17 protein-coding genes are annotated in these 20,285 nt (G+C 71.6%); 8 read left to right on the top strand and 9 right to left on the bottom strand.

What is annotated here, in order from left to right; translation table 11 throughout:
- The first annotated feature begins 141 nt into the window (after positions 1-141).
- Positions 142-1,956, top strand: a complete 1,815-nt coding sequence (locus ACX9I7_RS05540; protein WP_387577399.1) for an NHL domain-containing thioredoxin family protein — start codon at positions 142-144, stop codon at positions 1,954-1,956.
- Positions 1,957-1,998: 42 nt separating this feature from the next.
- Here the strand turns inward: ACX9I7_RS05540 and ACX9I7_RS05535 are convergent, their stop codons facing one another.
- From ACX9I7_RS05535 to ACX9I7_RS05525, 3 genes are all read right to left on the bottom strand, one after another.
- Positions 1,999-2,631, bottom strand: a complete 633-nt coding sequence (locus ACX9I7_RS05535; RefSeq protein ID WP_358623710.1) for a DUF4232 domain-containing protein — start codon at positions 2,629-2,631, stop codon at positions 1,999-2,001.
- Between the two features lie 106 nt (positions 2,632-2,737).
- Positions 2,738-4,030, bottom strand: coding sequence for a M18 family aminopeptidase (locus ACX9I7_RS05530; RefSeq protein ID WP_387577401.1), 1,293 nt, complete (start codon positions 4,028-4,030; stop codon positions 2,738-2,740).
- Positions 4,031-4,116: 86 nt separating this feature from the next.
- A complete protein-coding gene (locus ACX9I7_RS05525) occupies positions 4,117-5,946 on the bottom strand; it encodes an acyl-CoA dehydrogenase (RefSeq protein WP_387577403.1) in 1,830 nt (609 codons plus the stop codon).
- Positions 5,947-6,086: 140 nt separating this feature from the next.
- Here ACX9I7_RS05525 and ACX9I7_RS05520 point away from each other — a divergent pair, with 140 nt between their 5' ends.
- Positions 6,087-6,539, top strand: coding sequence for an SseB family protein (locus tag ACX9I7_RS05520; RefSeq protein WP_126914970.1), 453 nt, complete (start codon positions 6,087-6,089; stop codon positions 6,537-6,539).
- Positions 6,540-6,542: 3 nt separating this feature from the next.
- Here ACX9I7_RS05520 and ACX9I7_RS05515 read toward each other — a convergent pair whose 3' ends face one another.
- Positions 6,543-7,469 (bottom strand): trypsin-like serine peptidase, encoded by a 927-nt coding sequence (locus ACX9I7_RS05515; RefSeq protein WP_459386680.1) that lies wholly within the window; start codon positions 7,467-7,469, stop codon positions 6,543-6,545.
- A gap of 108 nt (positions 7,470-7,577) precedes the next feature.
- Here ACX9I7_RS05515 and ACX9I7_RS05510 point away from each other — a divergent pair, with 108 nt between their 5' ends.
- Together ACX9I7_RS05510 and ACX9I7_RS05505 are read left to right on the top strand one after the other, a co-directional pair.
- Complete coding sequence (locus ACX9I7_RS05510) at positions 7,578-8,528, top strand: pirin family protein (protein WP_459386679.1); 951 nt, start codon at positions 7,578-7,580, stop codon at positions 8,526-8,528.
- A 99-nt stretch (positions 8,529-8,627) separates the two neighbouring features.
- Positions 8,628-9,662: a DUF2278 family protein gene (locus ACX9I7_RS05505; RefSeq protein ID WP_459386678.1), complete on the top strand. Its 1,035-nt coding sequence runs from the start codon at positions 8,628-8,630 to the stop codon at positions 9,660-9,662.
- 13 nt (positions 9,663-9,675) lie between these two features.
- Here ACX9I7_RS05505 and ACX9I7_RS05500 read toward each other — a convergent pair whose 3' ends face one another.
- Entirely contained in the window at positions 9,676-11,808 is a 2,133-nt protein-coding gene (locus ACX9I7_RS05500) for an ATP-binding SpoIIE family protein phosphatase (protein ID WP_459386677.1), read from the bottom strand.
- Positions 11,809-11,938: 130 nt separating this feature from the next.
- On the opposite strand from ACX9I7_RS05500, the gene aspS reads away from it, so the two are divergent.
- Entirely contained in the window at positions 11,939-13,708 is a 1,770-nt protein-coding gene (gene aspS, locus ACX9I7_RS05495) for an aspartate--tRNA ligase (protein ID WP_126914965.1), read from the top strand.
- Between the two features lie 78 nt (positions 13,709-13,786).
- Here aspS and ACX9I7_RS05490 read toward each other — a convergent pair whose 3' ends face one another.
- From ACX9I7_RS05490 to ACX9I7_RS05480, 3 genes are all read right to left on the bottom strand, one after another.
- A complete protein-coding gene (locus ACX9I7_RS05490; RefSeq protein WP_387577414.1) occupies positions 13,787-14,155 on the bottom strand; it encodes a DNA-binding response regulator in 369 nt (122 codons plus the stop codon).
- 117 nt (positions 14,156-14,272) lie between these two features.
- Complete coding sequence (gene metG / locus ACX9I7_RS05485) at positions 14,273-16,000, bottom strand: methionine--tRNA ligase (protein WP_387577416.1); 1,728 nt, start codon at positions 15,998-16,000, stop codon at positions 14,273-14,275.
- 127 nt (positions 16,001-16,127) lie between these two features.
- Positions 16,128-16,364, bottom strand: coding sequence for a DUF7848 domain-containing protein (locus ACX9I7_RS05480; RefSeq protein WP_387577418.1), 237 nt, complete (start codon positions 16,362-16,364; stop codon positions 16,128-16,130).
- Positions 16,365-16,831: 467 nt separating this feature from the next.
- On the opposite strand from ACX9I7_RS05480, the gene ACX9I7_RS05475 reads away from it, so the two are divergent.
- The 3 genes from ACX9I7_RS05475 (at position 16,832) to ACX9I7_RS05465 (ending at position 19,140) form a co-directional block, all read left to right on the top strand.
- Positions 16,832-17,287: a hypothetical protein gene (locus ACX9I7_RS05475; protein WP_459386676.1), complete on the top strand. Its 456-nt coding sequence runs from the start codon at positions 16,832-16,834 to the stop codon at positions 17,285-17,287.
- A 105-nt stretch (positions 17,288-17,392) separates the two neighbouring features.
- Positions 17,393-18,046: a response regulator transcription factor gene (locus ACX9I7_RS05470; protein ID WP_126914959.1), complete on the top strand. Its 654-nt coding sequence runs from the start codon at positions 17,393-17,395 to the stop codon at positions 18,044-18,046.
- Complete coding sequence (locus ACX9I7_RS05465; RefSeq protein WP_459386675.1) at positions 18,043-19,140, top strand: sensor histidine kinase; 1,098 nt, start codon at positions 18,043-18,045, stop codon at positions 19,138-19,140. Before ACX9I7_RS05470 ends, ACX9I7_RS05465 begins: the two co-directional genes overlap by 4 nt.
- On the opposite strand, the gene ACX9I7_RS05460 is transcribed toward ACX9I7_RS05465, so the two are convergent.
- Entirely contained in the window at positions 19,082-20,245 is a 1,164-nt protein-coding gene (locus ACX9I7_RS05460; protein ID WP_459386674.1) for a vWA domain-containing protein, read from the bottom strand. The two genes, ACX9I7_RS05465 and ACX9I7_RS05460, sit on opposite strands and share 59 nt — an antisense overlap.
- Between the last annotated feature and the right edge of the window lie 40 nt (positions 20,246-20,285).

Raw genomic sequence — 20,285 nt, 5'->3', positions numbered from 1 at the left:
CCGCACGATTCCCGAGGCCCGCACGATTCCCCAGGTTTCCAGCATTCCCCAGGTTCCCTGGATTCGCCGTTTCATCGGATATTCATACTTCGCCGGGTCGCCTGTGGAAGACCGCCGGGCCCGATGTTGTTGGATGGACGCATGGCTGCTTCTCACGCTCGCGTCCGCGCCCCTGAACTGACCGGAAAAGGCGGCTGGCTGAACACCGGCGGCACCGCCCTGACCCTCGCCGACCTGCGGGGTCGCATCGTGATACTGGATTTCTGGACGTTCTGCTGTGTGAACTGCCTGCACGTCCTGGACGAGCTCCGCGAGCTCGAGGAGAAACACCGCGACACCGTGGTGATCATCGGCGTCCACTCGCCGAAGTTCGTCCACGAGGCCGACCACCAGGCCGTCGTCGACGCCGTCGAGCGCTACGGGGTCCACCACCCCGTCCTCGACGACCCCGAGCTCGCCACCTGGAAGCAGTACGCGGTCCGGGCCTGGCCCACGCTCGTCGTCATCGACCCCGAGGGCTACGTCGTCGCCCAGCACGCCGGCGAGGGCCACGCCCACGCCCTCGCCAAGCTGGTCGAGGAGCTGGAGGCGGCCCACGACGCCAAGGGCACCCTGCGGCGCGGCGACGGCCCCTACGTCGCCCCCGAGCCGGTCGCCGGCGACCTGCGCTTCCCCGGCAAGGCGCTGCTGCTGCCCGACGGCGGCTTCCTCGTCTCCGACTCCACCCGCCACCAGCTCGTCGAGTTCGCCGCCGACGGCGAGACCGTCGTCCGCCGCGTCGGCACGGGCGAGCGCGGCCTCGTCGACGGCCCGGCCGCCACCGCCGCCTTCAGCGAGCCCCAGGGCCTCGCCCTGCTGCCCGACGGCACGGTGATCGTCGCCGACACCGTCAACCACGCGCTGCGCGCCTACGACCCCGCCACCGGGGCCGTGACGACCGTCGCCGGCACCGGGAAGCAGTGGTGGCAGGGCTCGCCGACGGACGGCCCGGCCCGCGAGGTCGACCTCTCCTCCCCCTGGGACGTCGCCTGGTTCGACGGCCGCGTCTGGATCGCCATGGCGGGCGTCCACCAGCTGTGGACGTACGACCCGCGGGCCGGCACCGTCCGCGTCGCCGCCGGGACGACCAACGAGGGCCTGGTGGACGGCCCCGCCGCCGAGGCGTGGTTCGCCCAGCCGTCCGGGCTCGCGGCCTCCGCCGACGGCGAGCGGCTCTGGCTCGCCGACTCGGAGACGTCCGCGCTGCGCTGGATCGACCGCGAGGGCACGGTGCGCACCGCCGTGGGCGCCGGCCTCTTCGACTTCGGCCACCGCGACGGCGACGCCGCCCAGGCCCTCCTCCAGCACCCCCTCGGCGTCACCGCCCTGCCCGACGGCTCGGTGGCCGTCTCCGACACCTACAACCACGCGCTGCGCCGCTACGACCCGGCGACGGGCGAGGTGTCGACGCTGGCGACGGATCTGCGGGAGCCCTCGGACGCCGTCCTGGTCGGTGAGGACATCGTCGTGGTCGAGTCCGCCCGGCACCGGCTGACGCGGCTGCGGCTGCCGGAGGAGGCGGTGCGGGTGGAGTCCGTCGCCCACCGCACCCGGCGCGAGGCCACGGAGATCGCCCCGGGCGTGCTCCGGCTGGACGTGGTCTTCCAGGCGCCCGCCGGGCAGAAGCTCGACACCCGCTACGGGCCGTCGACGCGGCTGCTGGTCAGCTCCACCCCGCCGGAGCTCCTCGCGGAGGGCGCCGGGAAGGGCACGGACCTCAGCCGTGAGCTGCGGCTCGCGGACGGGGTGGCAGAAGGCGTCCTCCACGTCTCGGCCATGGCGGCGTCCTGCGACGACGACCCGGAGAACGAGTACCCGGCGTGCCACGTCCACCAGCAGGACTGGGGCGTCCCCGTGCGGGTGGCCCCCGGCGGCGCGGACCGGCTGCCGCTGGTCCTGGCGGGGCTGGACGGGTAGGGGGAGCCCGGGGCCCCGGCCGTCAGCCGGGTGCCCCCGGGATCACCACTTCAGGGCGGCGTCCTCCGCGTCGAGCCAGTACGTCGTGCGTGCCGAGTCGTCCACGTGCAGCGAGCCGCCCGGCGCGGGCGCCGAGGACGGGTCGCCGGCGAGGGGGTCGCCGTCCGGGGTCTGGAAGGTGACCGACAGCTGCTTGGCGTCCCGGCCGGTGCCGCCCGAGCCATCCGCGGCGGAGGCCAGCACCCCCGCGTAGGCCGACTTGCCCGGGGCGATCGTCACCTTGCCCTTCGGCTTGCTCTCCTCGACCGCGATCGCCGTGGCCTGGTCCTGGTCGAAGCGCAGGAACGGGAAGCCATAGGCGGTGCAGGGAGACTTGGAGGTGTTCGTCGCCACCAGCAGGACGTGGTTGACGGGCGACTTCACGGCCCTGGTCTCGATCTTCACGGTGCCGGGACCGCAGGCGTCGCCCTTCTCCTGCTCCTGGCCGTTCTCGTCGTCGGAGGTGGTCTCCCCGCCCGCCTCGTCCCCGCCGGTGGCGGCGTCGGCCGCGACCTGCCCGTCCTTGGCCGCCTTGGTCTCCTCGCCGTCCGAGCCGCCACAGGCGGTGAGCGTGAGGGCGGCCGTGGCGGTGAGCGCGGAGACGGTGACGGCGAACCGCAGGGTGCGGGTGGTCATGGTGCTTCCCCCGGGGGGTGGGACGGACGTATGACGTGTGAAGGCTGTATATCAGCCCCGGGTAGCGACCATCGAGAACGATCAGTCAAGAACGATCAGTCGGCGATCATCCCTCAAGGAAGGCGGTCAGCGCGGCGGCGAGAAGATGGGGGTCCTCGGCGCCGCAGAGCTCGCGCGCGGAGTGCATCGAGAGAATCGCCACACCGATGTCGACCGTGGCGATGCCGTGCCGCGCCGCGGTGATCGGGCCGATGGTGGTGCCGCACGCCACGGCGTTGTTGGAGACGAAGTGCTGCCACGGCACCCCGGCCCGCTCGCAGGCGCCGGCGAAGACGGCCCGTCCGGCGCCGTCGGTGGCGTAGCGCTGGTTGACGTTGACCTTGAGGATGGGGCCGCCGTTGGGCATGGGGTGGTGGCCCGGCTCGTGGCGCTCGGCGTAGTTGGGGTGGACGGCGTGGCCGGTGTCGGAGGACAGGCAGATCGTGCCGGCGAAGGCGCGGGCCCGGTCCTCGAAGGTGCCGCCGCGGGAGAGGACGGAGCGCTCCAGGACGTTGCCGAGCAGCGGGCCCTCGGCGCCGGTGTCGGACTGGCTGCCGTTCTCCTCGTGGTCGAAGGCGGCCAGCACGGGGATGTACGGCAGGCTCGCGGAGGAGGCGGCGGCGATGAGGGCGGCGATGCCGGCGTGCACGGAGAGCAGGTTGTCCATGCGCGGGCCGGCCAGCAGCTCGCGGTCGCGGCCGAGGTAGGCGGGTGCCTCGACGCTGTGCAGCATCAGGTCCCAGCCGCGGATCTCATCGGCCGCGACGCCGGTCTCCTCGGCGACGAAGCGGATCAGATCGCCCTGGCCCACCTCGCCGAGGCCCCAGATGGGCGTCATGTGGCGCTGCTTGTCGAGCTTGAGGCCGTCCTGGTTGACCCCTCGGTCGAGGTGGATGGCGAGCTGCGGGACGCGCATGAGCGGGCGGTCGACGTTGACGAGCCGGTGGCTGCCGTCGCTCAGGGTGATCCGGCCGGAGAGGCCGAGGTCGCGGTCGAGCCAGGTGTTGAGCAGCGTGCCGCCGTAGAGCTCGACGGCGGCCTGCCGCCAGCCGTGCGAGGACGTGTCGGGCAGGGGCTTGATCCGCAGGTTGGGGGAGTCGGTGTGCGCGCCGACGACGCGGAACGGAGTGGCCGGGGTGGCCCCGTCGGGCACGTACCAGGCGATGACGGCGCCGCCCCGGCGCACGTACGCCCCGCCGGTGCGGCCGTCCCAGGCGTCGGTCTCCACGACCTCGCGGAAACCGGCCTTCTCCAGCCGCTCCGCGGTGTTGGCCACCGCGTGGTACGGCGAGGGGCTGGCCGCGAGGAAGGACATCAGGTCGTCGGTGTGGCCGCGGTCGAAGCGGTGCGCAGAGCTCATGGCCTCAGAATAAGGATCAGGGCAAGAGCCGGACGGGGCTTTGCGCGTCCGGCTCCTGCCCTCGGGTGTTCAAGGGAAAGGCTTCCTTAGAAGGCGGCCTCGTCCAGCTCCATCAGGGACTGGTCGACGGACTCGGCGAGCGCGCGCTCGACGGCGAGGGCCGGCAGGACCGTGTGGGCGAAGAACTTCGCCGCCGCGATCTTGCCCGTGTAGAAGGCCTTGTCCTTGGCGGAGGCGGTCGGCAGCTTCTCGGCCGCCACGGCCGCGCCCTTGAGGAGCAGGTAGGCGACGACGACGTCACCGGAGGCCATCAGCAGGCGGGTGGTGTTCAGGCCCACCTTGTAGATGGACTTGACGTCCTTCTCGGTGGCGGCGAGGTCGGTCAGCATGGCGCCGACGATGCCCTCCAGGTCCACCGCGGCCGTCGCGAGCTTCTCGCGGGCCTCGGCGAGCTCCTCGCCGCCGGCGGCCTCGGCGAGGAACTTCTTGATCTCCTCGGAGAGGGTGGTGAGCGCCTGGCCCTGGTCACGGACGATCTTCCGGAAGAAGAAGTCCTGGCCCTGGATGGCGGTGGTGCCCTCGTAGAGGGTGTCGATCTTGGCGTCCCGGATGTACTGCTCGATCGGGTACTCCTGGAGGTACCCGGAGCCGCCGAAGGTCTGGAGCGACTGGTGGGACAGCAGCTCGTAGGACTTCTCGGAGCCGTAGCCCTTGACGATGGGCAGCAGCAGGTCGTTGAGGCCGTGGAGGGCCTTGGCGTCCTCGCCCGCGGCCTCCTTGACGGCGATCTCGTCCTGGACGGTCGCGGTGTAGAGGACGAGGGCGCGCATGCCCTCCGCGTACGCCTTCTGCGTCATCAGCGAGCGGCGGACGTCGGGGTGGTGGGTGATGGTGACCTTGGGCGCGGACTTGTCCATGAAGTTCGCCAGGTCCGGGCCCTGCACGCGCTCCTTGGCGTACTCCAGCGCGTTGAGGTAGCCGGTGGAGAGGGTGGCGATGGCCTTCGTGCCGACCATCATCCGGGCGAACTCGATGATCATGAACATCTGGCGGATGCCGTCGTGCTTGTCACCGATGAGCCAGCCCTTGGCGGGGTGCTTGTCGCCGAAGGTCATCTCGCAGGTGTTGGAGGCCTTGAGGCCCATCTTGTGCTCGACGTTGGTGGCGTAGACGCCGTTGCGCTCGCCCAGCTCGCCGGTCTCGAAGTCGAACTCGTACTTCGGCACGAGGAAGAGGGAGAGGCCCTTGGTGCCGGGGCCGGCGCCCTCGGGGCGGGCGAGGACGTAGTGGAGGATGTTCTCCGCCATGTCGTGCTCACCCGAGGTGATGAAGCGCTTGACGCCCTCGATGTGCCAGGAGCCGTCCTCCTGCTGGACGGCCTTGGTGCGGCCGGCGCCCACGTCCGAGCCCGCGTCGGGCTCGGTGAGGACCATGGTGGAGCCCCACTGCTTCTCCACCGCGATCTTCGCGATGTGCTTCTGCTGCTCGGTGCCCTCGTCGAAGAGGATGCCCGCGAACGCGGGGCCCGAGGAGTACATCCAGATGGCGGGGTTGGAGCCGAGGATCGCCTCCGCGTACGCCCAGATCAGGGAGCGCGGCGCGGTGGTGCCGCCGATCTCCTCCGGGATGCCCAGACGCCACCACTCGGCGTCCATGAAGGCCTTGTAGCTCTTCTTGAACGAGGCCGGGATCGGGGCCGTGTTGGTCTCCGGGTCGAAGACCGGCGGGTTGCGGTCGGTGTCCGCGAAGGACTCGGCCAGCTCGTTCTCCGAGAGGCGAGTGATCTCCGAGAGGACGCTCTTCGCGGTCTCGACGTCCATCTCCGCGAACGGGCCGGAGCCGTACGCCTTGTCGCGGCCGAGGACCTCGAAGAGGTTGAACTCGATGTCGCGAAGATTCGACTTGTAGTGGCCCATGACAGACGGCTCCGTAGGTGACGGGAGGGCGATCCTCTGTGCGTACCGGTCAGTAAGCAGCATGATGCTACCCACCGGTAATAAGACGCAAGACCTGATCGGCCAACTGTGACCCGTACGACCCTCTAGGCTTTGGAGTCATGTACGGCTACGACCAGAACGCGGCACAGCAGGGCTACGCGCCCCCGCAGCAGCCCGGCGGCTACGGCGAGCAGCCGCTGTACCCCGAGCCGTCGCCCCCGTCGCTCGCCGACGCGGTCCGGGCCTTCACCACGGGCCAGATGTCCGCCGAGGACTTCCAGACGGTCTTCTCGAACTCCAAGGTCTACTGCCCGCGCGGGGAGAACCCCGGTTTCCTCGCGCTCCACAACACCCAGCAGCCGGTGATCCCGATGTTCACCTCGCTGAAGGAGCTGCGGCGGTACGCGGGCAAGGAGTCCAAGTACTTCGTCATCACCGGCGCGGAGGTCCTGGACCTGCTGCCGACCGGCTACGGCTTCGTCCTCGACATGGAGGGCGACCACCGCATGGTCTTCGACGCGAAGTCGGTGGAGCAGATGGTGGACTTCGCGATGCGGCGGATGTACGGCTGAGTCCTACGCACGCGTCGCGCGCTCGTACAGCCGCTTGACGGCGGGTCCGAAGTACGACGCGTAGGACGTCTCCTCGTCGCCGCCCTCGTCCTTGCCGCCGAGGACGCCGACGAGCGTTCCCAGGTCCGTCCCCCGGTCCACGTCCGTCAGGAACGGGCTGCCGCTCGTGCCGTTGGGCAGCCCCTCGCAGTCGAAGCGGAGCTGGGTGTCGCCCTCGGCCGCCGTGGTGTTGCGGCAGGACACGGGTCGCTCCTCGTCGTTCGGGTAGCCGAGCACCTGGGTGGCCCGCTCGCGCGGCGGGTCGAAGCGCAACCGCTCCGCCCCCGTCACCCGCTCGACGGGCGGGCCGCCCTTCGCGGGGCGGACGCGCAGGAACGCCACGTCGTGGTCGGGGTCCCGGTCGGCCGCCCACTCCGGGTCGATGTCGATGGAGGTCGGCACCCACACACCGTAGGGAGCCGTCTCGTCCTGGTAGCCCGGGACGAAGGCGAGGTCGGTGCGGAAGCCGTCCATGTACACGCAGTGCGCTGCGGTGACGACGAGATCGCCCGCCGGGCTGTGCACCACGCTCGCGGTGCAGCCGTGCGCCGGGACGCCCTCGGCGGTGTAGAACAGCGGCCCCACGGCGGGGGAGGGCGCCGCCTCCGCCGCCGAGGGCGGCTGCGCGGCGGACGCCGGCGCGGCGTCGGCGGGGCCGGCCTGCTGCGGGGCGTTCAGCGGCGCGGGAGCGGCCTGCCGGGGGTTCTTCAGGACGCCCTTCAGCGCATCCGCCGCCGCGTCGGCCGCCGCCTTCTGCTGTCTGTAGTGCCCGGTCGCGTCACCGGCGGCCAGGGGCGCGCCCGCGGCCGGGCCGCGGCTCGCCACGAGGATGCCCAGGGCGACGAGGGCCAGCACTGTGACGGAGACGAGAGCGACGTGAGTCGGGCGCATTGATCAAGTGTCCCTCTTCCGGGAACGGACCCTCCGGGAATGTACGCGCCTTGAATGTGGTTCACCATTCAACTAACTTGGAACCGCACCCCAGCCGAGGAGGCCGCCATGCCCGCCGTGACCGTAGAGAACCCGCTGACCCTGCCCCGCGTCGCCGCGCCCGCCGCGGACGCGACCCGGCGCCCGGTGCTGTACGTCGGCACCGCCCCCGGCGGCTTCGAGGGGGAGGGCTTCCCCGTCCGCCGCGCCTTCGCCGGCATCGACTACCGCTACCTGGACCCGTTCATCATGATGGACCAGATGGGCGAGGTGGAATACGCCCCGGGCGAGCCGAAGGGCACCCCCTGGCACCCCCACCGCGGCTTCGAGACCGTCACGTACATCATCGACGGGATCTTCGACCACCAGGACTCCCACGGCGGTGGCGGCACCATCACCAACGGCGACACCCAGTGGATGACCGCCGGCTCGGGCCTGCTGCACATCGAGGCGCCGCCGGAGCACCTGGTGGTGTCGGGCGGTCTCTTCCACGGCCTGCAGCTGTGGGTGAACCTCCCGGCCAAGGACAAGATGATGGCCCCGCGCTACCAGGACATCCGCGGCGGCTCCGTCCAGCTGCTCACCTCCCCCGACGGAGGCGCGCTGCTGCGGGTCATCGCCGGTGAGCTGGACGGCCACCAGGGACCCGGCGTCACCCACTCGCCGATCACGATGGTGCACGCGACGCTGGCGCCGGGCGCCGAGGTCACGCTGCCGTGGCGGGAGGACTTCAACGGCCTGGCGTACGTCCTCTCCGGGCGTGGCTCGGTCGGCGCGGAACGGCGCCCGGTCCACACGGGGCAGACGGCCGTGTTCGGCGCGGGTTCCTCGCTGACCGTCCGCGCGGACGAGAAGCAGGATTCCCACACCCCGGACCTGGACGTCGTCCTGCTCGGCGGCCGGCCGATCCGGGAGCCGATGGAGCACTACGGCCCGTTCGTGATGAACACCCGCGCCGAGCTCGCCCAGGCCTTCGAGGACTTCCGGGCCGGCCGGCTCGGGACCGTCCCGGCGGCCTGAGCACGCCCCGCCCAGGGCCCCGGCACTGATCGAGTGGTGCCGGGGTCCCGGCGGGCGCAGAGTGGAATCGGGTGAACCCTCCAGAACGGAGGCCCGGCCATGCCGATCAGCCCCTATGGCGTACTGGCCGCCCGTGCCACCGACCGACGTCGGGAGTCCGGCACCCAGACGCCGCACTACCAGCTCTTCCTCAAGGACAACGCCGGCGCCTCCTACCAGGTGCCCGTGAACGTCCTGTCCAAAGTGGCCCCGTCCGAGCTGCTGTTCCTCGCGGACGACGACTTCCGTCACCCCGTGACGCGGCTCCTGCCCCCGGCGGGCAGCGGCTGGAGCCCGCTCGCCTCGCAGGCGGGCTCGGGCGCCCTCGACTTCATCCGCGGCAATCTGTTCGACCCCGCCCGGATGCGCCCGCTCCCACCGGACCGCCCCGGCGTGGACAACGACCTCTCCGACTTCCTGGACCACTACGCGGAACGCGCCATCGCCGATCCCACAGTGGCCGTCTACGCCTTCGGCCAGGGCTTCGGGCCCCACCGCTCCCTGCTCGCCAGGATCTTCCGGTTCCAGTCCGCGCGCGGCGGGCCCGCCGTCATCGGCGTCCACGACATCCATATGAACCAGGGCAACGTCGAGCCGTTCGTCCCGGACGACGGCGTGTGGCAGGACGGCGGGCTGCTGTTCCACATGACCGCCGAGGACCGCTGGGTGGGCGTCTTCCTGGCCTTCCAGTCGCAGGCGTGGCACACCGACGACACCACGGGGCACACCCTCCCCGCACCGGGCGCGCGGCCGTTCCCGGTTGGGGAGCACGAGGCCCCCGTGCGCATCGTGGCCGCCCGCGTCGCCTCGGCGGGACCGGGGCGGGGCGCCGACTCCGTCACGCTGCTCAACGCCTCCCCCGACCCCGTCGACATGGGCGGCTGGCGGCTCGCCGACGCGGGCGGACACCGCCGTCCGCTCCCCGCAGGCTCCCTCGCCTCCGGGACGACCGTCACCGTCGCGGGAGGCGACGGATTCCGGCTCGGCCCGGAGGGCGGAGCGGTCACCCTGATCGATCCGGCGGGGCTCAAGGTGCATGGCGTGGCCTACACCCGCGACCAGGTCCGGGGCGTGGGCTGGACGACGACGTTCTGAGGGCCCGACCCCCCTACGTCACGCCCTCGAACTGCGCCGCCACCCCGGAGGCGGCCTCGTACAGTTCGAACCAGATGTTCTTGCCCTCGCCCCGGGGGTCGACGCCCCAGGCCCCCGCCAGCAGCTCCATCAGCACCAGGCCGCGGCCCGAGGAGGCCATCTCCCCGGGGTGCCGCCGGTGGGGCAGCTCGTCGCTCGCGTCCGCGACGTCGACGCGGACGCAGCGGGTGCCGCGCTCGCCCGATATCTCGGCGATGAGCAGCGCGTCGCCGTCCGTGTGGACGAGGACGTTCGTCACCATCTCGGAGACCATCAGCACCGCCGAGTCCGTCTGATCCGGGTCCGGCCAGTCGTGCATGAGCTCGCGGATCTGCTGCCGGGCCTGCGCGATCCGCTCCGGCTCGGCCTGGGCGATGGCCATGACCGTGCGGCGCGGCGGATGCGGCAGCGCCCCCGGCTCCGCGCCCTCCGGCGCGCCAGCCGGGACCGTGCGGCGGAGCAGCAGCAGGGCGATGTCGTCCTCGCGGCGGTCGATGAGCGGTCCGGTCGTGTAGTGCGAGGGCGGCCCGTGGACGGCCTGGACGAGGGCGTCGGCGAGCTTCTCCAGATCGCCGTCCACGTCCAGGGCGTGGCCCTCGACGGTCTGCCGCAGCCGGGCCATGCCCGACTCCAGGTCGTGGCCGCCGGTCTCGACGAGCCCGTCCGTGAAGACGAGCATCGTCTCGCCGGGCTCCAGGACGATCCGGGTGGTGGGGTAGTCCGTGTCGGGGATGATCCCCAGCGGCAGCCCGCCCGCCGTGGGCCGTACCAGCAGGGTGCCGTCGCTGAGCCGGATCGCCGGGTCGGGGTGGCCGGCGCGGGCGATCACCAGCAGTCCGCTGGAGGGGCAGACCTCGATGTAGAGGCAGGTGGCGAAGCGCTGCTCGTCGTCCGCGTCGCCGGAGTCGTTGATGCCGGCCAGAAAGCGGGAGGCGCGGGAGAGCACCGCGTCGGGGTGGTGGCCCTCGGAGGCGTACGCGCGCAGCGCGATCCGCAGCTGGCCCATGAGCCCGGCGGCCCGTACGTCGTGGCCCTGGACGTCGCCGATGACCAGGGCGATCTTGCCGTTGGGCAGCGGGATCATGTCGTACCAGTCGCCGCCGACCTCCAGCCCGCCGCCGGTGGGCACATAGCGGGCGGCCACCGCCATGCCGGGGATGCCGGGCTGGACGGTGGGCAGCATCGAGCGCTGGAGGCCCACGCTGAGCTCGCGCTCGGACTCCGTGACGCTGGCCCGGCCCAGCGCCTGCGCGAGCATCCGCGCGACGGTGGTGAGCACCGAGCGCTCGTCGGGGGTGAAGGCGACGGGCACGCTGAAGCCCGCCATCCAGGCGCCGATGGTCCGGCCCGCGTTGATCAGCGGGAGGAAGGCCCAGGACGTGCGGCCGAAGTGGGCCACCTTGCGGTAGGCGTCGGGGAAGCGCCGCCGGTAGTCCTCGGGCGCGGGCAGGTAGACGGCGCGGCCGGTGCGGATGACCTCGGCGGCGGGGTAGGCCGCGTCCAGCGGCTGTTCGAGGAACGGTTCCGCCTCGCCCGGCGCGTAGCCGTGGTGGCCGATCACCCGCACCCGGCTTCCCTCGCCGACGAAGACCGCCAGCCCCGACGGCTCGAACCCCGGCATCGACAGCCCGGCCGCCACCCGCAGCACCTCGGACGTCGAGTGGGCCTCGGCCAGGGCCCGGCCCGCGTCCAGCAGGAACGCCTCGCGGTTGCGGTGCCAGTCGGCGACGATGGGCATCCGGGCGGTGGAGGTGCCCTCCATGGCCTCGGCGATCTCCTCGATCGTGCCGACCATCAGACGGTCCGTGCCGCCGTCGACCGGCTTGGCGCGCAGCCGTACGGTCCGCAGCGTCTCGCCCCGCTCGTCCACCACGCGCATCCGCAGCTCGCCGAGGGTCCCCTCGGCGCCGGAGAGGGCGAGGAGGCTCCGGAACTCCAGCCAGTCGACCGCGTGGAACCGGGCGCGGATGACGCCCTCGGTCAGCGGGGCGTGCTCGGGCAGCGCCAGCAGCCGCCTGGCCTCGGCGTCGAGGGTGACGGCTCCGGCGGCGTTGTCCCAGCACCACAGACCGGTCGCCGCGGTGGCCAGAACGTCCTCGGTGCGCATTGCCCCACCTTATGCAGGTATGCACAGGGGAGACCACCGACGCCGGACGGGAGCAGTACCCTTGCTTGGTGCTGTATGCACTGTGCGGCGCACCTTAGACCAACGCCCTCGACCACGACTTGGATGAACGATGCATCGGTACCGGTCCCACAACTGCGGCGAGCTCCGTGCGGCTGACGTCGACACCGACGTCCGTCTGAGTGGCTGGCTGCACAATCGGCGCGACCTGGGCGGCATCCTCTTCATCGATCTGCGCGACCACCACGGCATCACCCAGCTGGTGGCCCGCCCCGGCACGCCGGCGAACGAGGCCCTGAGCCACCTCACCAAGGAGACCGTCGTCCGCGTGGACGGCAAGGTCGCCAGCCGTGGCGCGGACAACGTCAACCCCGAGCTGCCCACCGGCGAGGTCGAGATCGAGGTCACCGCGGTCGAGGTGCTGGGCGCCGCGGAGCAGATCCCCTTCACGATCAACACCGAGGACGGGGTGAACGAGGAGCGCCGTCTGGAGTACCGCTTCCTCGACCTGCGCCGCGAGCGGATGCACAGCAACATCATGCTGCGCTCCGCCGTCATCTCCTCCATCCGCGAGAAGATGACCAACCTCGGCTTCAACGAGATGGCCACCCCGATCCTGTCCGCCACCTCCCCCGAGGGCGCGCGCGACTTCCTGGTGCCGTCCCGTCTCCACGCCGGCCGGTTCTACGCGCTGCCGCAGGCCCCCCAGCAGTTCAAGCAGCTGCTGATGATCGCGGGCTTCGACCGCTACTTCCAGATCGCTCCCTGCTTCCGCGACGAGGACGCCCGCGCCGACCGCTCGCCGGGCGAGTTCTACCAGCTCGACATGGAGATGTCCTTCGTCGAGCAGGAGGACGTCTTCCAGGTGATCGAGAAGGTCATGACCGACCTCTTCGAGGAGTTCGGCAACGGCCGCCACGTCACCTCCCCCTTCCCGCGCATCCCGTTCCGCACGGCGATGCTGAAGTACGGCTCCGACAAGCCGGACCTGCGCGCCAAGCTGGAGCTCGTCGACGTCACCGACGTCTTCGAGGGCTCGGAGTTCAAGGCGTTCGCGGGCAAGCACGTCCGCGCCCTGGCCGTGCCGGACACCGGCGACCAGCCGCGCAAGTTCTTCGACGGCCTCGGCGACTACGCGGTCGAGCAGGGCGCGAAGGGCCTGGCCTGGGTCCGCGTCGGCGAGGGCGACGTCCTCACCGGCCCGATCGCCAAGTTCCTCACCGCCGAGAACGTCAAGGCCCTCGTCGAGCGCCTCGGCCTCACCCCGGGCCACGCCGTCTTCTTCGGCGCCGGCGAGTTCGACGAGGTCTCCAAGATCATGGGCGCCGTGCGCGTCGAGGCCGCCAAGCGCGCCGGCCAGTTCGAGGAGAACGTCTTCCGGTTCTGCTGGATCGTCGACTTCCCGATGTTCGAGAAGGACGAGGAGACCGGCAAGATCGAGTTCTCCCACAACCCGTTCTCCATGCCCCAGGGCGGCCTTGAGGCCCTGGAGACGATGGACCCGCTGGACATCCTCGCCTGGCAGTACGACATCGTCTGCAACGGCACCGAGCTGTCCTCCGGCGCCATCCGTAACCACGAGCCCGAGGTCATGTACAAGGCGTTCGAGATCGCCGGTTACAGCAAGGACGAGGTCGAGAAGGAGTTCGGCGGCATGCTGCGCGCCTTCAAGTTCGGCGCCCCGCCGCACGGCGGCATCGCCCCGGGCATCGACCGCATCGTGATGCTGCTGGCCGACGAGCCGAACATCCGCGAGACGATCGCCTTCCCGCTCAACGGCAACGCCCAGGACCTCCTGATGGGCGCCCCGAGCGAGGTCGACGAGTCCCGCCTGAAGGAGCTCCACCTGTCGATCCGCAAGCCGCAGACCCAGGTGAAGTAACCCTCTTCCGCGCAAGCGAAACGCCGCCGGGCGGGCTCGACATCGAGCCCGCCCGGCGGCGTTTTCGTCATGACGGGGTCAGACCAGGGCGACGGACACCGGCTCTCTCGGACAGCAGCCCGCAGCCTGGTGGACCGCCCGCGACAGCCGCCCCGGAGTGAGCCGCTCGCCCCACAGGACGGACCGCACGCCGTACTCCGACACGGCCATCAGCTCCGTCTCGCCGAGCTCGTCGGCTATCACCACCAGGGGGGCGCGGCCGGCCCGGGCCAGTCTGCGCAGTCTCCCCGGGGCGTCGGCGTCGTGCCGCCCCATCAGCAGGATGTCGACCGCCGGCGTCTCGCTGACGACGTCGACACCGGGCAGCGACCGGAGCTGCCGGACGATCCGGTGCCGGCCGACCTCGTCGGCGGAATGAACGTTTACGGTGATGGACTTCTCGAACACATGGTGAAGCCTCCCGCGACGGGCTGAACGAACGATTGCCGAACGATCAACGTCCGCACGACGCGCGAGGGCCCGGGGCCGCGACAGCGGTCCCGGGCCCTCGGCGATCGGTGCCCGTCAGGCTCGGACGGCGGTCTCCTCGCCACCGCCGAAGCGCTCGCGGTACGCCGCCAGGTCGTCCTCGGTGATCTTCGCGAAGAGCACCGGCGGGACGGTGAACGGCGTGCCCGCCGGAACGAAGGTCAGCGAGCGGGCCTCGTCCTGCGTCACCCAGGTGGCGTTGTCGGCTTCCAGCTGGAAGGCCGAGCGCATCGCGGCCGCCGAGGCCGGGATGAAGGGCTCGGAGACGATCGCGTACAGGTGGATGAGGTTCATCGCCGTACGCAGCGTCAGCGCGGCGCCCTCGGGGTTGGTCTTGATCTCCAGCCAGGGGGCCTTGGTCTCCAGGTAGGAGTTGCCCGCGCTCCACAGGGCGCGCAGCGCCTGCGCGGCCTTGCGGAACTGGAGCTCCTCCATGTGCCGCTCGTACTCGGCGAGCAGTTCCGCGATCTGGTGGCCCAGCTGCGCCTCGGCCTCGCCCTCCTCCAGACCGGCCGGGACCTCGTCGCCGAACCGCTTGCGGGAGAAGGACAGGACGCGGTTGACGAAGTTGCCCAGGGTGTCGGCGAGGTCCTTGTTGACCGTCGCGGCGAAGTGCTCCCAGGTGAAGGACGAGTCGTCGGACTCCGGGGCGTTCGCGATGAGGAAGTAGCGCCAGTAGTCGGCGGGGAGCACCTCGAGGGCGGCGTCGGTGAAGATGCCGCGCTTCTGGGAGGTGGAGAACTTGCCGCCGTAGTACGTCAGCCAGTTGAAGGCCTTGACGTAGTCGACCATCTTCCAGGGCTCGCGGGTGCCGAGCTCGGTGGCCGGGAACATCACCGTGTGGAACGGGACGTTGTCCTTGGCCATGAACTGCGTGTAGCGGACGTCCTCGGCCTCGTACCACCAGGACTTCCAGTCGCGGTTCTCCGGGTCCGCGTCGGCCCACTCCTTGGTGGCGCCGATGTACTCGACGGGCGCGTCGAACCAGACGTAGAAGACCTTGCCCTCGGCGGCCAGCTCCGGCCAGGTGTCCGCGGGGACGGGCACGCCCCAGTCCAGGTCACGGGTGATGGCGCGGTCGTTGAGGCCCTCGGTCAGCCACTTGCGGGCGATGGAGGACGCCAGCACCGGCCAGTCCTTGCCGTGCTCGTCGATCCAGCCCTCGACCTCGCCCTGGAGCTTCGACTGCAGGAGGAAGAGGTGCTTGGTCTCGCGCACCTCCAGGTCGCTGCTGCCGCTGATGGCCGAGCGGGCGTCGATCAGGTCGGTGGGGTCGAGGACGCGGGTGCAGTTCTCGCACTGGTCGCCGCGCGCCTTGTCGTAGCCGCAGTGCGGGCAGGTGCCGACGATGTAGCGGTCGGGGAGGAAGCGGCCGTCGGCCAGGGAGTAGACCTGGCGGATCGACCGCTCCTCGATGAACCCGTTCTTCTGCAGCTGGCGCGCGAAGTGCTGGGTGATCTCCCGGTTCTCCGGCGAGGAGCTGCGGCCGAAGTAGTCGAAGGACAGCCCGAAGCCGTCGTAGATCGCCTTCTGCGCGTCGTGCTGCTGGGCGCAGAAGGTGTCGACGGGCAGCCCCGCCTCCTTGGCCGCCAGCTCGGCGGGCGTGCCGTGCTCGTCGGTGGCGCAGATGTAGAGGGCCTCGCGGCCGGTCTGCCGCAGGAAACGCGCGTACACGTCGGCCGGGAGCATGGACCCCACCATGTTGCCCAGGTGCTTGATCCCGTTGATGTACGGAAGGGCGCTGGTGATGAGGTGTCGAGCCATTGCGGCTGCTCCCTGGTCGCTGTGTGGCTGAGGCTTGGATGCACCTTTAGCGTATCCGAGCGCCGGAGGGGGGCCGCGCTGCTTTTATGACGGCTGTGTCAATGTCGGAAGGCCCCGTTCCTCCTGCTCACGACTCCATCCACGTGCGCCACGGCCTGGTGATCGTCTCCCGGAAGGTGTGGTGCGAGGGGTGCCGTCCCACGTGCTGGAACGTCCACCGCTGCCCCACCGCCGCGTCCTCGCTCGTGTCCGAGCTCGACCCGCACACCGCGCACTGCATCGCGTACGAGATCGGCTCGGCGTCCGGCTCCTGGTCCGGCGCGAGCGTCCAGGTGCCGAAGAGGAACACCGTCCGCGCCGTCACGACCGCCCCTCCTCTCCGCGTCCCTCGCCGCCGCCCCCGGGCGGACCGGCCTCGCTCTCCGTCGCCGGCCGCGCGTGCTCGGGCGGACAGTTCCACTCCAGACCCCCGCGCGGCGGACGTAGCTGTACGTGACCGGCATGGTGGTCCATCACTTCGCCGAGCCGTCCGGTGCGGATGTCGACGGCGTAGGTGCCACAGGGAATCTCATCGTTCACGCCCTTATCCATGCCCACTCGCACGTCCCCTGATCGGTTATTGAATGGTTGCGGAGAGTGACGCGCGGTTCAAGAGGGCGGGGGTGTCAACCGCCGGTGTCGCGGGGGTGATTCCCCGCGTCCGCACGGAAGGTGACGATGAGTGGTCGAGTGACTCCTGACAGGTACACTGAAACGGTCATATCGGGGGGCGTGACGACGCGGGGGTTCGCGCGCCTCCTCCCATGTACCCGTGTGTTGAGGAGCAGAGAAGTGAAGCGCACCATCCTCCGGGCCGCCGTCGTCCCGGTCCTGGCCGCCGTCGCCTTCGGCATCGCCGCCCCGTCGGCCTGCGCCGCGACCGCCCCGACGAAGGCGGCCGACGCGACCTCCGGCCCGTCCGTCACCGTCGGCAAGATCTTCCTCGGCAAGGGCATAGTCGCCTCCGTCGACGTCTCCTTCGACTACGTCTGCACGGACGCCACGGACCACGTGGCGGTCGAGCTCGTCTCCGGGCCGACCACGCTGAAGGCCACCAAGGCCAAGGGCGCGCTGGAGTGCGACGGCGCCAAGCACACGAGCTTCGTCGAGTGGGCGGCCCGCACCGTCGCCACGGACACCCCGGCGAAGGCCACGGCCGGCCTCTACACCAAGCAGGGCGGACTCCAGGCCCGCGTCTCCGAGAAGACGATGAAGCCGGGCTACGGCCTCCCGCCGTTCGGCAACTGACCGCCGGACCCGGCGACGGAGAGGTTTCCGAAACACCCCGTCCGGTAGACCCGCATCCTGGAAGGAAGGGGGCGTACCGGACGAGAGGAACGAGGAGCCACCGTCATGCGAGTGCTCGTCGCCGAGGACGAAGAGGTACTGGCCGAACTCGTGGCCACCGGGCTGCGGAGAGCCGGGTTCGCCGTGGACACCGTCTACAGCGGCGACGCCGCGCTGGCCTACCTCGGGCTGTATGACTACGACGTCGTCGTCCTCGACCGGGACCTGCCCCGGGTGCACGGCGACGACGTCACCCGGCACCTCGTCGCCGCCGGTTCCCGCACCCGCATCCTGATGCTCACCGCCGCCGGCTCCATGGAGGACCGGGTCGCCGGGCTGGACCTGGGAGCCGACGACTATCTCCCCAAGCCGTTCGAGTTTCCCGAGCTGGTCTCCCGCGTACGGGCGCTGCGTCGCCGCAGCGCCCGTCCCGCGCCTCCGCTGCTGCGCAAGGCCGGGCTGAGCATGGACACCGTGCGGCGCACCGCCAGCAGGGAGGGACGGGAGCTCGAACTGTCGCCCAAGGAGTTCGCGCTCCTCCAGATCCTGCTGGAGGCCGACGGTGCCGTCGTCAGCGCCGAGGAACTCCTGGAGCGCGCCTGGGACGCCCATGCCGACCCCTTCACCGGAGCCGTCCGCGTCGCCATGAGCAAGCTGCGCGGCAAACTCGGGGACCCGCCGCTCATCCGCACCGTGCAGGGCGTCGGGTACGCGCTGTGAGGCGGCCCGTCCTCACGGCCCGCGCCCGCATCGCCGTCGCGTTCGGGGCGGTGTTCGCCGTGCTCGGCACCGGCCTGCTGGTCACCGTGAACGTCCTGTCCCGGGCGGGCACGCGGGAGCGGGCCGGCCGCATCGCCCGGCTGGCGGTGCCCGCCGAGAGCGGGCCCTGGCCGGTCCACGGGCAGCCGCGGGAGACGGTGGGCACCGCCACGATCTACCGGCTGTCGGGCGACGTCAGCGAGGCCGCCTCCCACGAACTCGTCCTCTGGTCGGCCGTCGCCCTCCTGCTGACCGCGCTGCTCGCCCTCGGCGTCGGCTGGTGGACGGCCGGGCTGTTCCTGCGGCCCGTCCAGGGGGCGCTCGACGGCCAGCGGCGGTTCATCGCCAACGCCTCGCACGAACTGCGCACCCCGCTGGCCACCCAGCGGGCCGCCGTCCAGGTCGGGCTGGACGGCGATCCGTCCCCGGAGGACCTCGCCCGCACCAGGGCGACGCTCCTGGAGGCCAACCGCCAGTCCGAACGCCTCATCGACGGGCTGCTCCTCCTCGCCCGCAGCGAGCGCGGCCTGGAGAGCCGCGAGCCGCTCGACCTCGCCGAGGTCGTCCGCGAGGAAGCCGCCGCCGTCGCCGGGGAGTCGGCGCGGGCGGGCGTCCGGGTCGCCCTCCACGCCGACGGGCCCGTGCCCGTCTCCGGCAACCGCGTGCTGCTCGGCCGGCTCGCCGGCAATCTGCTGCGCAACGCCGTCGGTTACAACCACCCCGGCGGCAGCGTGGACGTCACCGTCGCCCCGGGCCGGCTGACCGTCGTCAACACCGGGCCGCCCGTGCCCGCCAAGGAGGTACCGGGGCTCTTCGAGCCGTTCCGCCGAGGCCGGGGCCGGGAGCGGCTGGGCGGCGGGTCCGGGCTCGGGCTGTCCATCGTGCGGTCGGTGGCCCGGGCGCACGGCGGTACGGCGAAGGCCGCCCCCAACGCGGGGGGCGGCCTCCGGGTGGTCGTCGACCTGCCGGCCGGGCGGCCCGGCGCGGAGCGAAGGGCTAGCGGACGATTCCGGCGGCGCGTGCTTCCGCCAGCCATTCGGGGAACTCGACCATGAGCTCCGTGTAGAGCTCGTCGTCCTTCAGCAGCCGCGGTTCGAGGCCGGCGTGGAAGAAGCCGGCGTTGTCGACCACCCGGCGCTCCGGCACGGGCAGGTCGTCGAGACGGCGCAGGAAGTCGAAGCCCTTGCCCTCGGGGTCGCCGAAGCCCACGAACTGCCAGAAGATCGGCAGCCCGGCCGCCTCGCACAGCGCCCGCTCGGCGGCGGGCTTGCTGTAGGGCGCGCCGTCGGTCTGGAAGATGACGAACGCGGGGTCGGTGGCGCCGGACGCCTTGTAGTGGCTGATGACGGCCTCGATGGCCCAGTGGTAGTTGGTGCGGCCCATGTGGCCGTAGGACTCGTGGAGTTCCTGGATGCGGCCGCGGTAGTCGCCGAGGTCGAGCTCGGCCGTGCCGTCGACGTCCGTGGAGAAGAAGACGACGGGGACGACGCCGTCGTCGTCGAGGTGGGCCGCCAGGCCCAGCGCCTGCTCGGCGAGGTGCTGGACGGTGCCGTCCTTGTAGTAGCGGCGCATGGAGCCGGAGCGGTCCAGGACGAGGTAGACCGCCGCCCGTTGGCCGGCCAGCCCCTGCTTCCGCAGCGAGACGCCCGCCGACTTGTAGAGGCTGACGAGGCCGGGCGCGGTCTCCTGGACCTTCGTGAGGCTCACGGCCGCCGTCTCCGCGGACACGGCGGGCACGGCGGGCGCCTCCGCCGTCAGCACGGTCGCCTCCGCCGTCAACACGGGCGCCTCCGCCGTCATCGCCGGCGCGGGCTCCGGGTCCGGGCCGGGGGGCGGTTCGGGCACCGGGTGGGGGTCCGGCCGGGGCGTCGGGTCCGGCTCGGGGACGGGCTTGGGCTTCGGCATCGGCGCCGGCGACGGCTCGGGCTCGGGGATCGGCTCCGGCCGGGCGGGCCCGGGGGTGGGGATGGGTCCGAGCGGGCCGGGGTCGGGAACGGTCGAGCCGGCGCGGTCGGCGGTCTCGGCGGTCGGTTGGGCCGGGACGGACACCGGGTTCGCGGTGTGGTCGGGGCCCGCGTTCTGCTGGGGGAGGCTCGGTTCGTCGCGTCCGGCGGCCTTGGCGCGGCCGAACGCGTTCCGCAGCAGACTCCGAATGCCCATGGGGAGATGCCCTTCGTGTGTCTCAGGTCGTGTGTCTCGG

The organism is Streptomyces sp. L500, from assembly GCF_054551825.1.
The sequence above is the reverse complement of the archived record's forward strand: the minus strand, read 5'-3'. Positions and strand labels throughout refer to the sequence as shown.

Excerpts from the sequence above, each read along its gene's own strand:
- ACX9I7_RS05540 (WP_387577399.1), top strand. The coding sequence starts at position 142 with ATGGCTGCTTCTCACGCTCGCGTCCGCGCCCCTGAACTGACCGGAAAA.
- ACX9I7_RS05535 (WP_358623710.1), bottom strand. The coding sequence starts at position 2,631 with ATGACCACCCGCACCCTGCGGTTCGCCGTCACCGTCTCCGCGCTCACC.
- ACX9I7_RS05530 (WP_387577401.1), bottom strand. The coding sequence starts at position 4,030 with ATGAGCTCTGCGCACCGCTTCGACCGCGGCCACACCGACGACCTGATG.
- ACX9I7_RS05525 (WP_387577403.1), bottom strand. The coding sequence starts at position 5,946 with ATGGGCCACTACAAGTCGAATCTTCGCGACATCGAGTTCAACCTCTTC.
- ACX9I7_RS05520 (WP_126914970.1), top strand. The coding sequence starts at position 6,087 with ATGTACGGCTACGACCAGAACGCGGCACAGCAGGGCTACGCGCCCCCG.
- ACX9I7_RS05515 (WP_459386680.1), bottom strand. The coding sequence starts at position 7,469 with ATGCGCCCGACTCACGTCGCTCTCGTCTCCGTCACAGTGCTGGCCCTC.
- ACX9I7_RS05510 (WP_459386679.1), top strand. The coding sequence starts at position 7,578 with ATGCCCGCCGTGACCGTAGAGAACCCGCTGACCCTGCCCCGCGTCGCC.
- ACX9I7_RS05505 (WP_459386678.1), top strand. The coding sequence starts at position 8,628 with ATGCCGATCAGCCCCTATGGCGTACTGGCCGCCCGTGCCACCGACCGA.
- ACX9I7_RS05500 (WP_459386677.1), bottom strand. The coding sequence starts at position 11,808 with ATGCGCACCGAGGACGTTCTGGCCACCGCGGCGACCGGTCTGTGGTGC.
- aspS (WP_126914965.1), top strand. The coding sequence starts at position 11,939 with ATGCATCGGTACCGGTCCCACAACTGCGGCGAGCTCCGTGCGGCTGAC.
- metG (WP_387577416.1), bottom strand. The coding sequence starts at position 16,000 with ATGGCTCGACACCTCATCACCAGCGCCCTTCCGTACATCAACGGGATC.
- ACX9I7_RS05470 (WP_126914959.1), top strand. The coding sequence starts at position 17,393 with ATGCGAGTGCTCGTCGCCGAGGACGAAGAGGTACTGGCCGAACTCGTG.
- ACX9I7_RS05460 (WP_459386674.1), bottom strand. The coding sequence starts at position 20,245 with ATGGGCATTCGGAGTCTGCTGCGGAACGCGTTCGGCCGCGCCAAGGCC.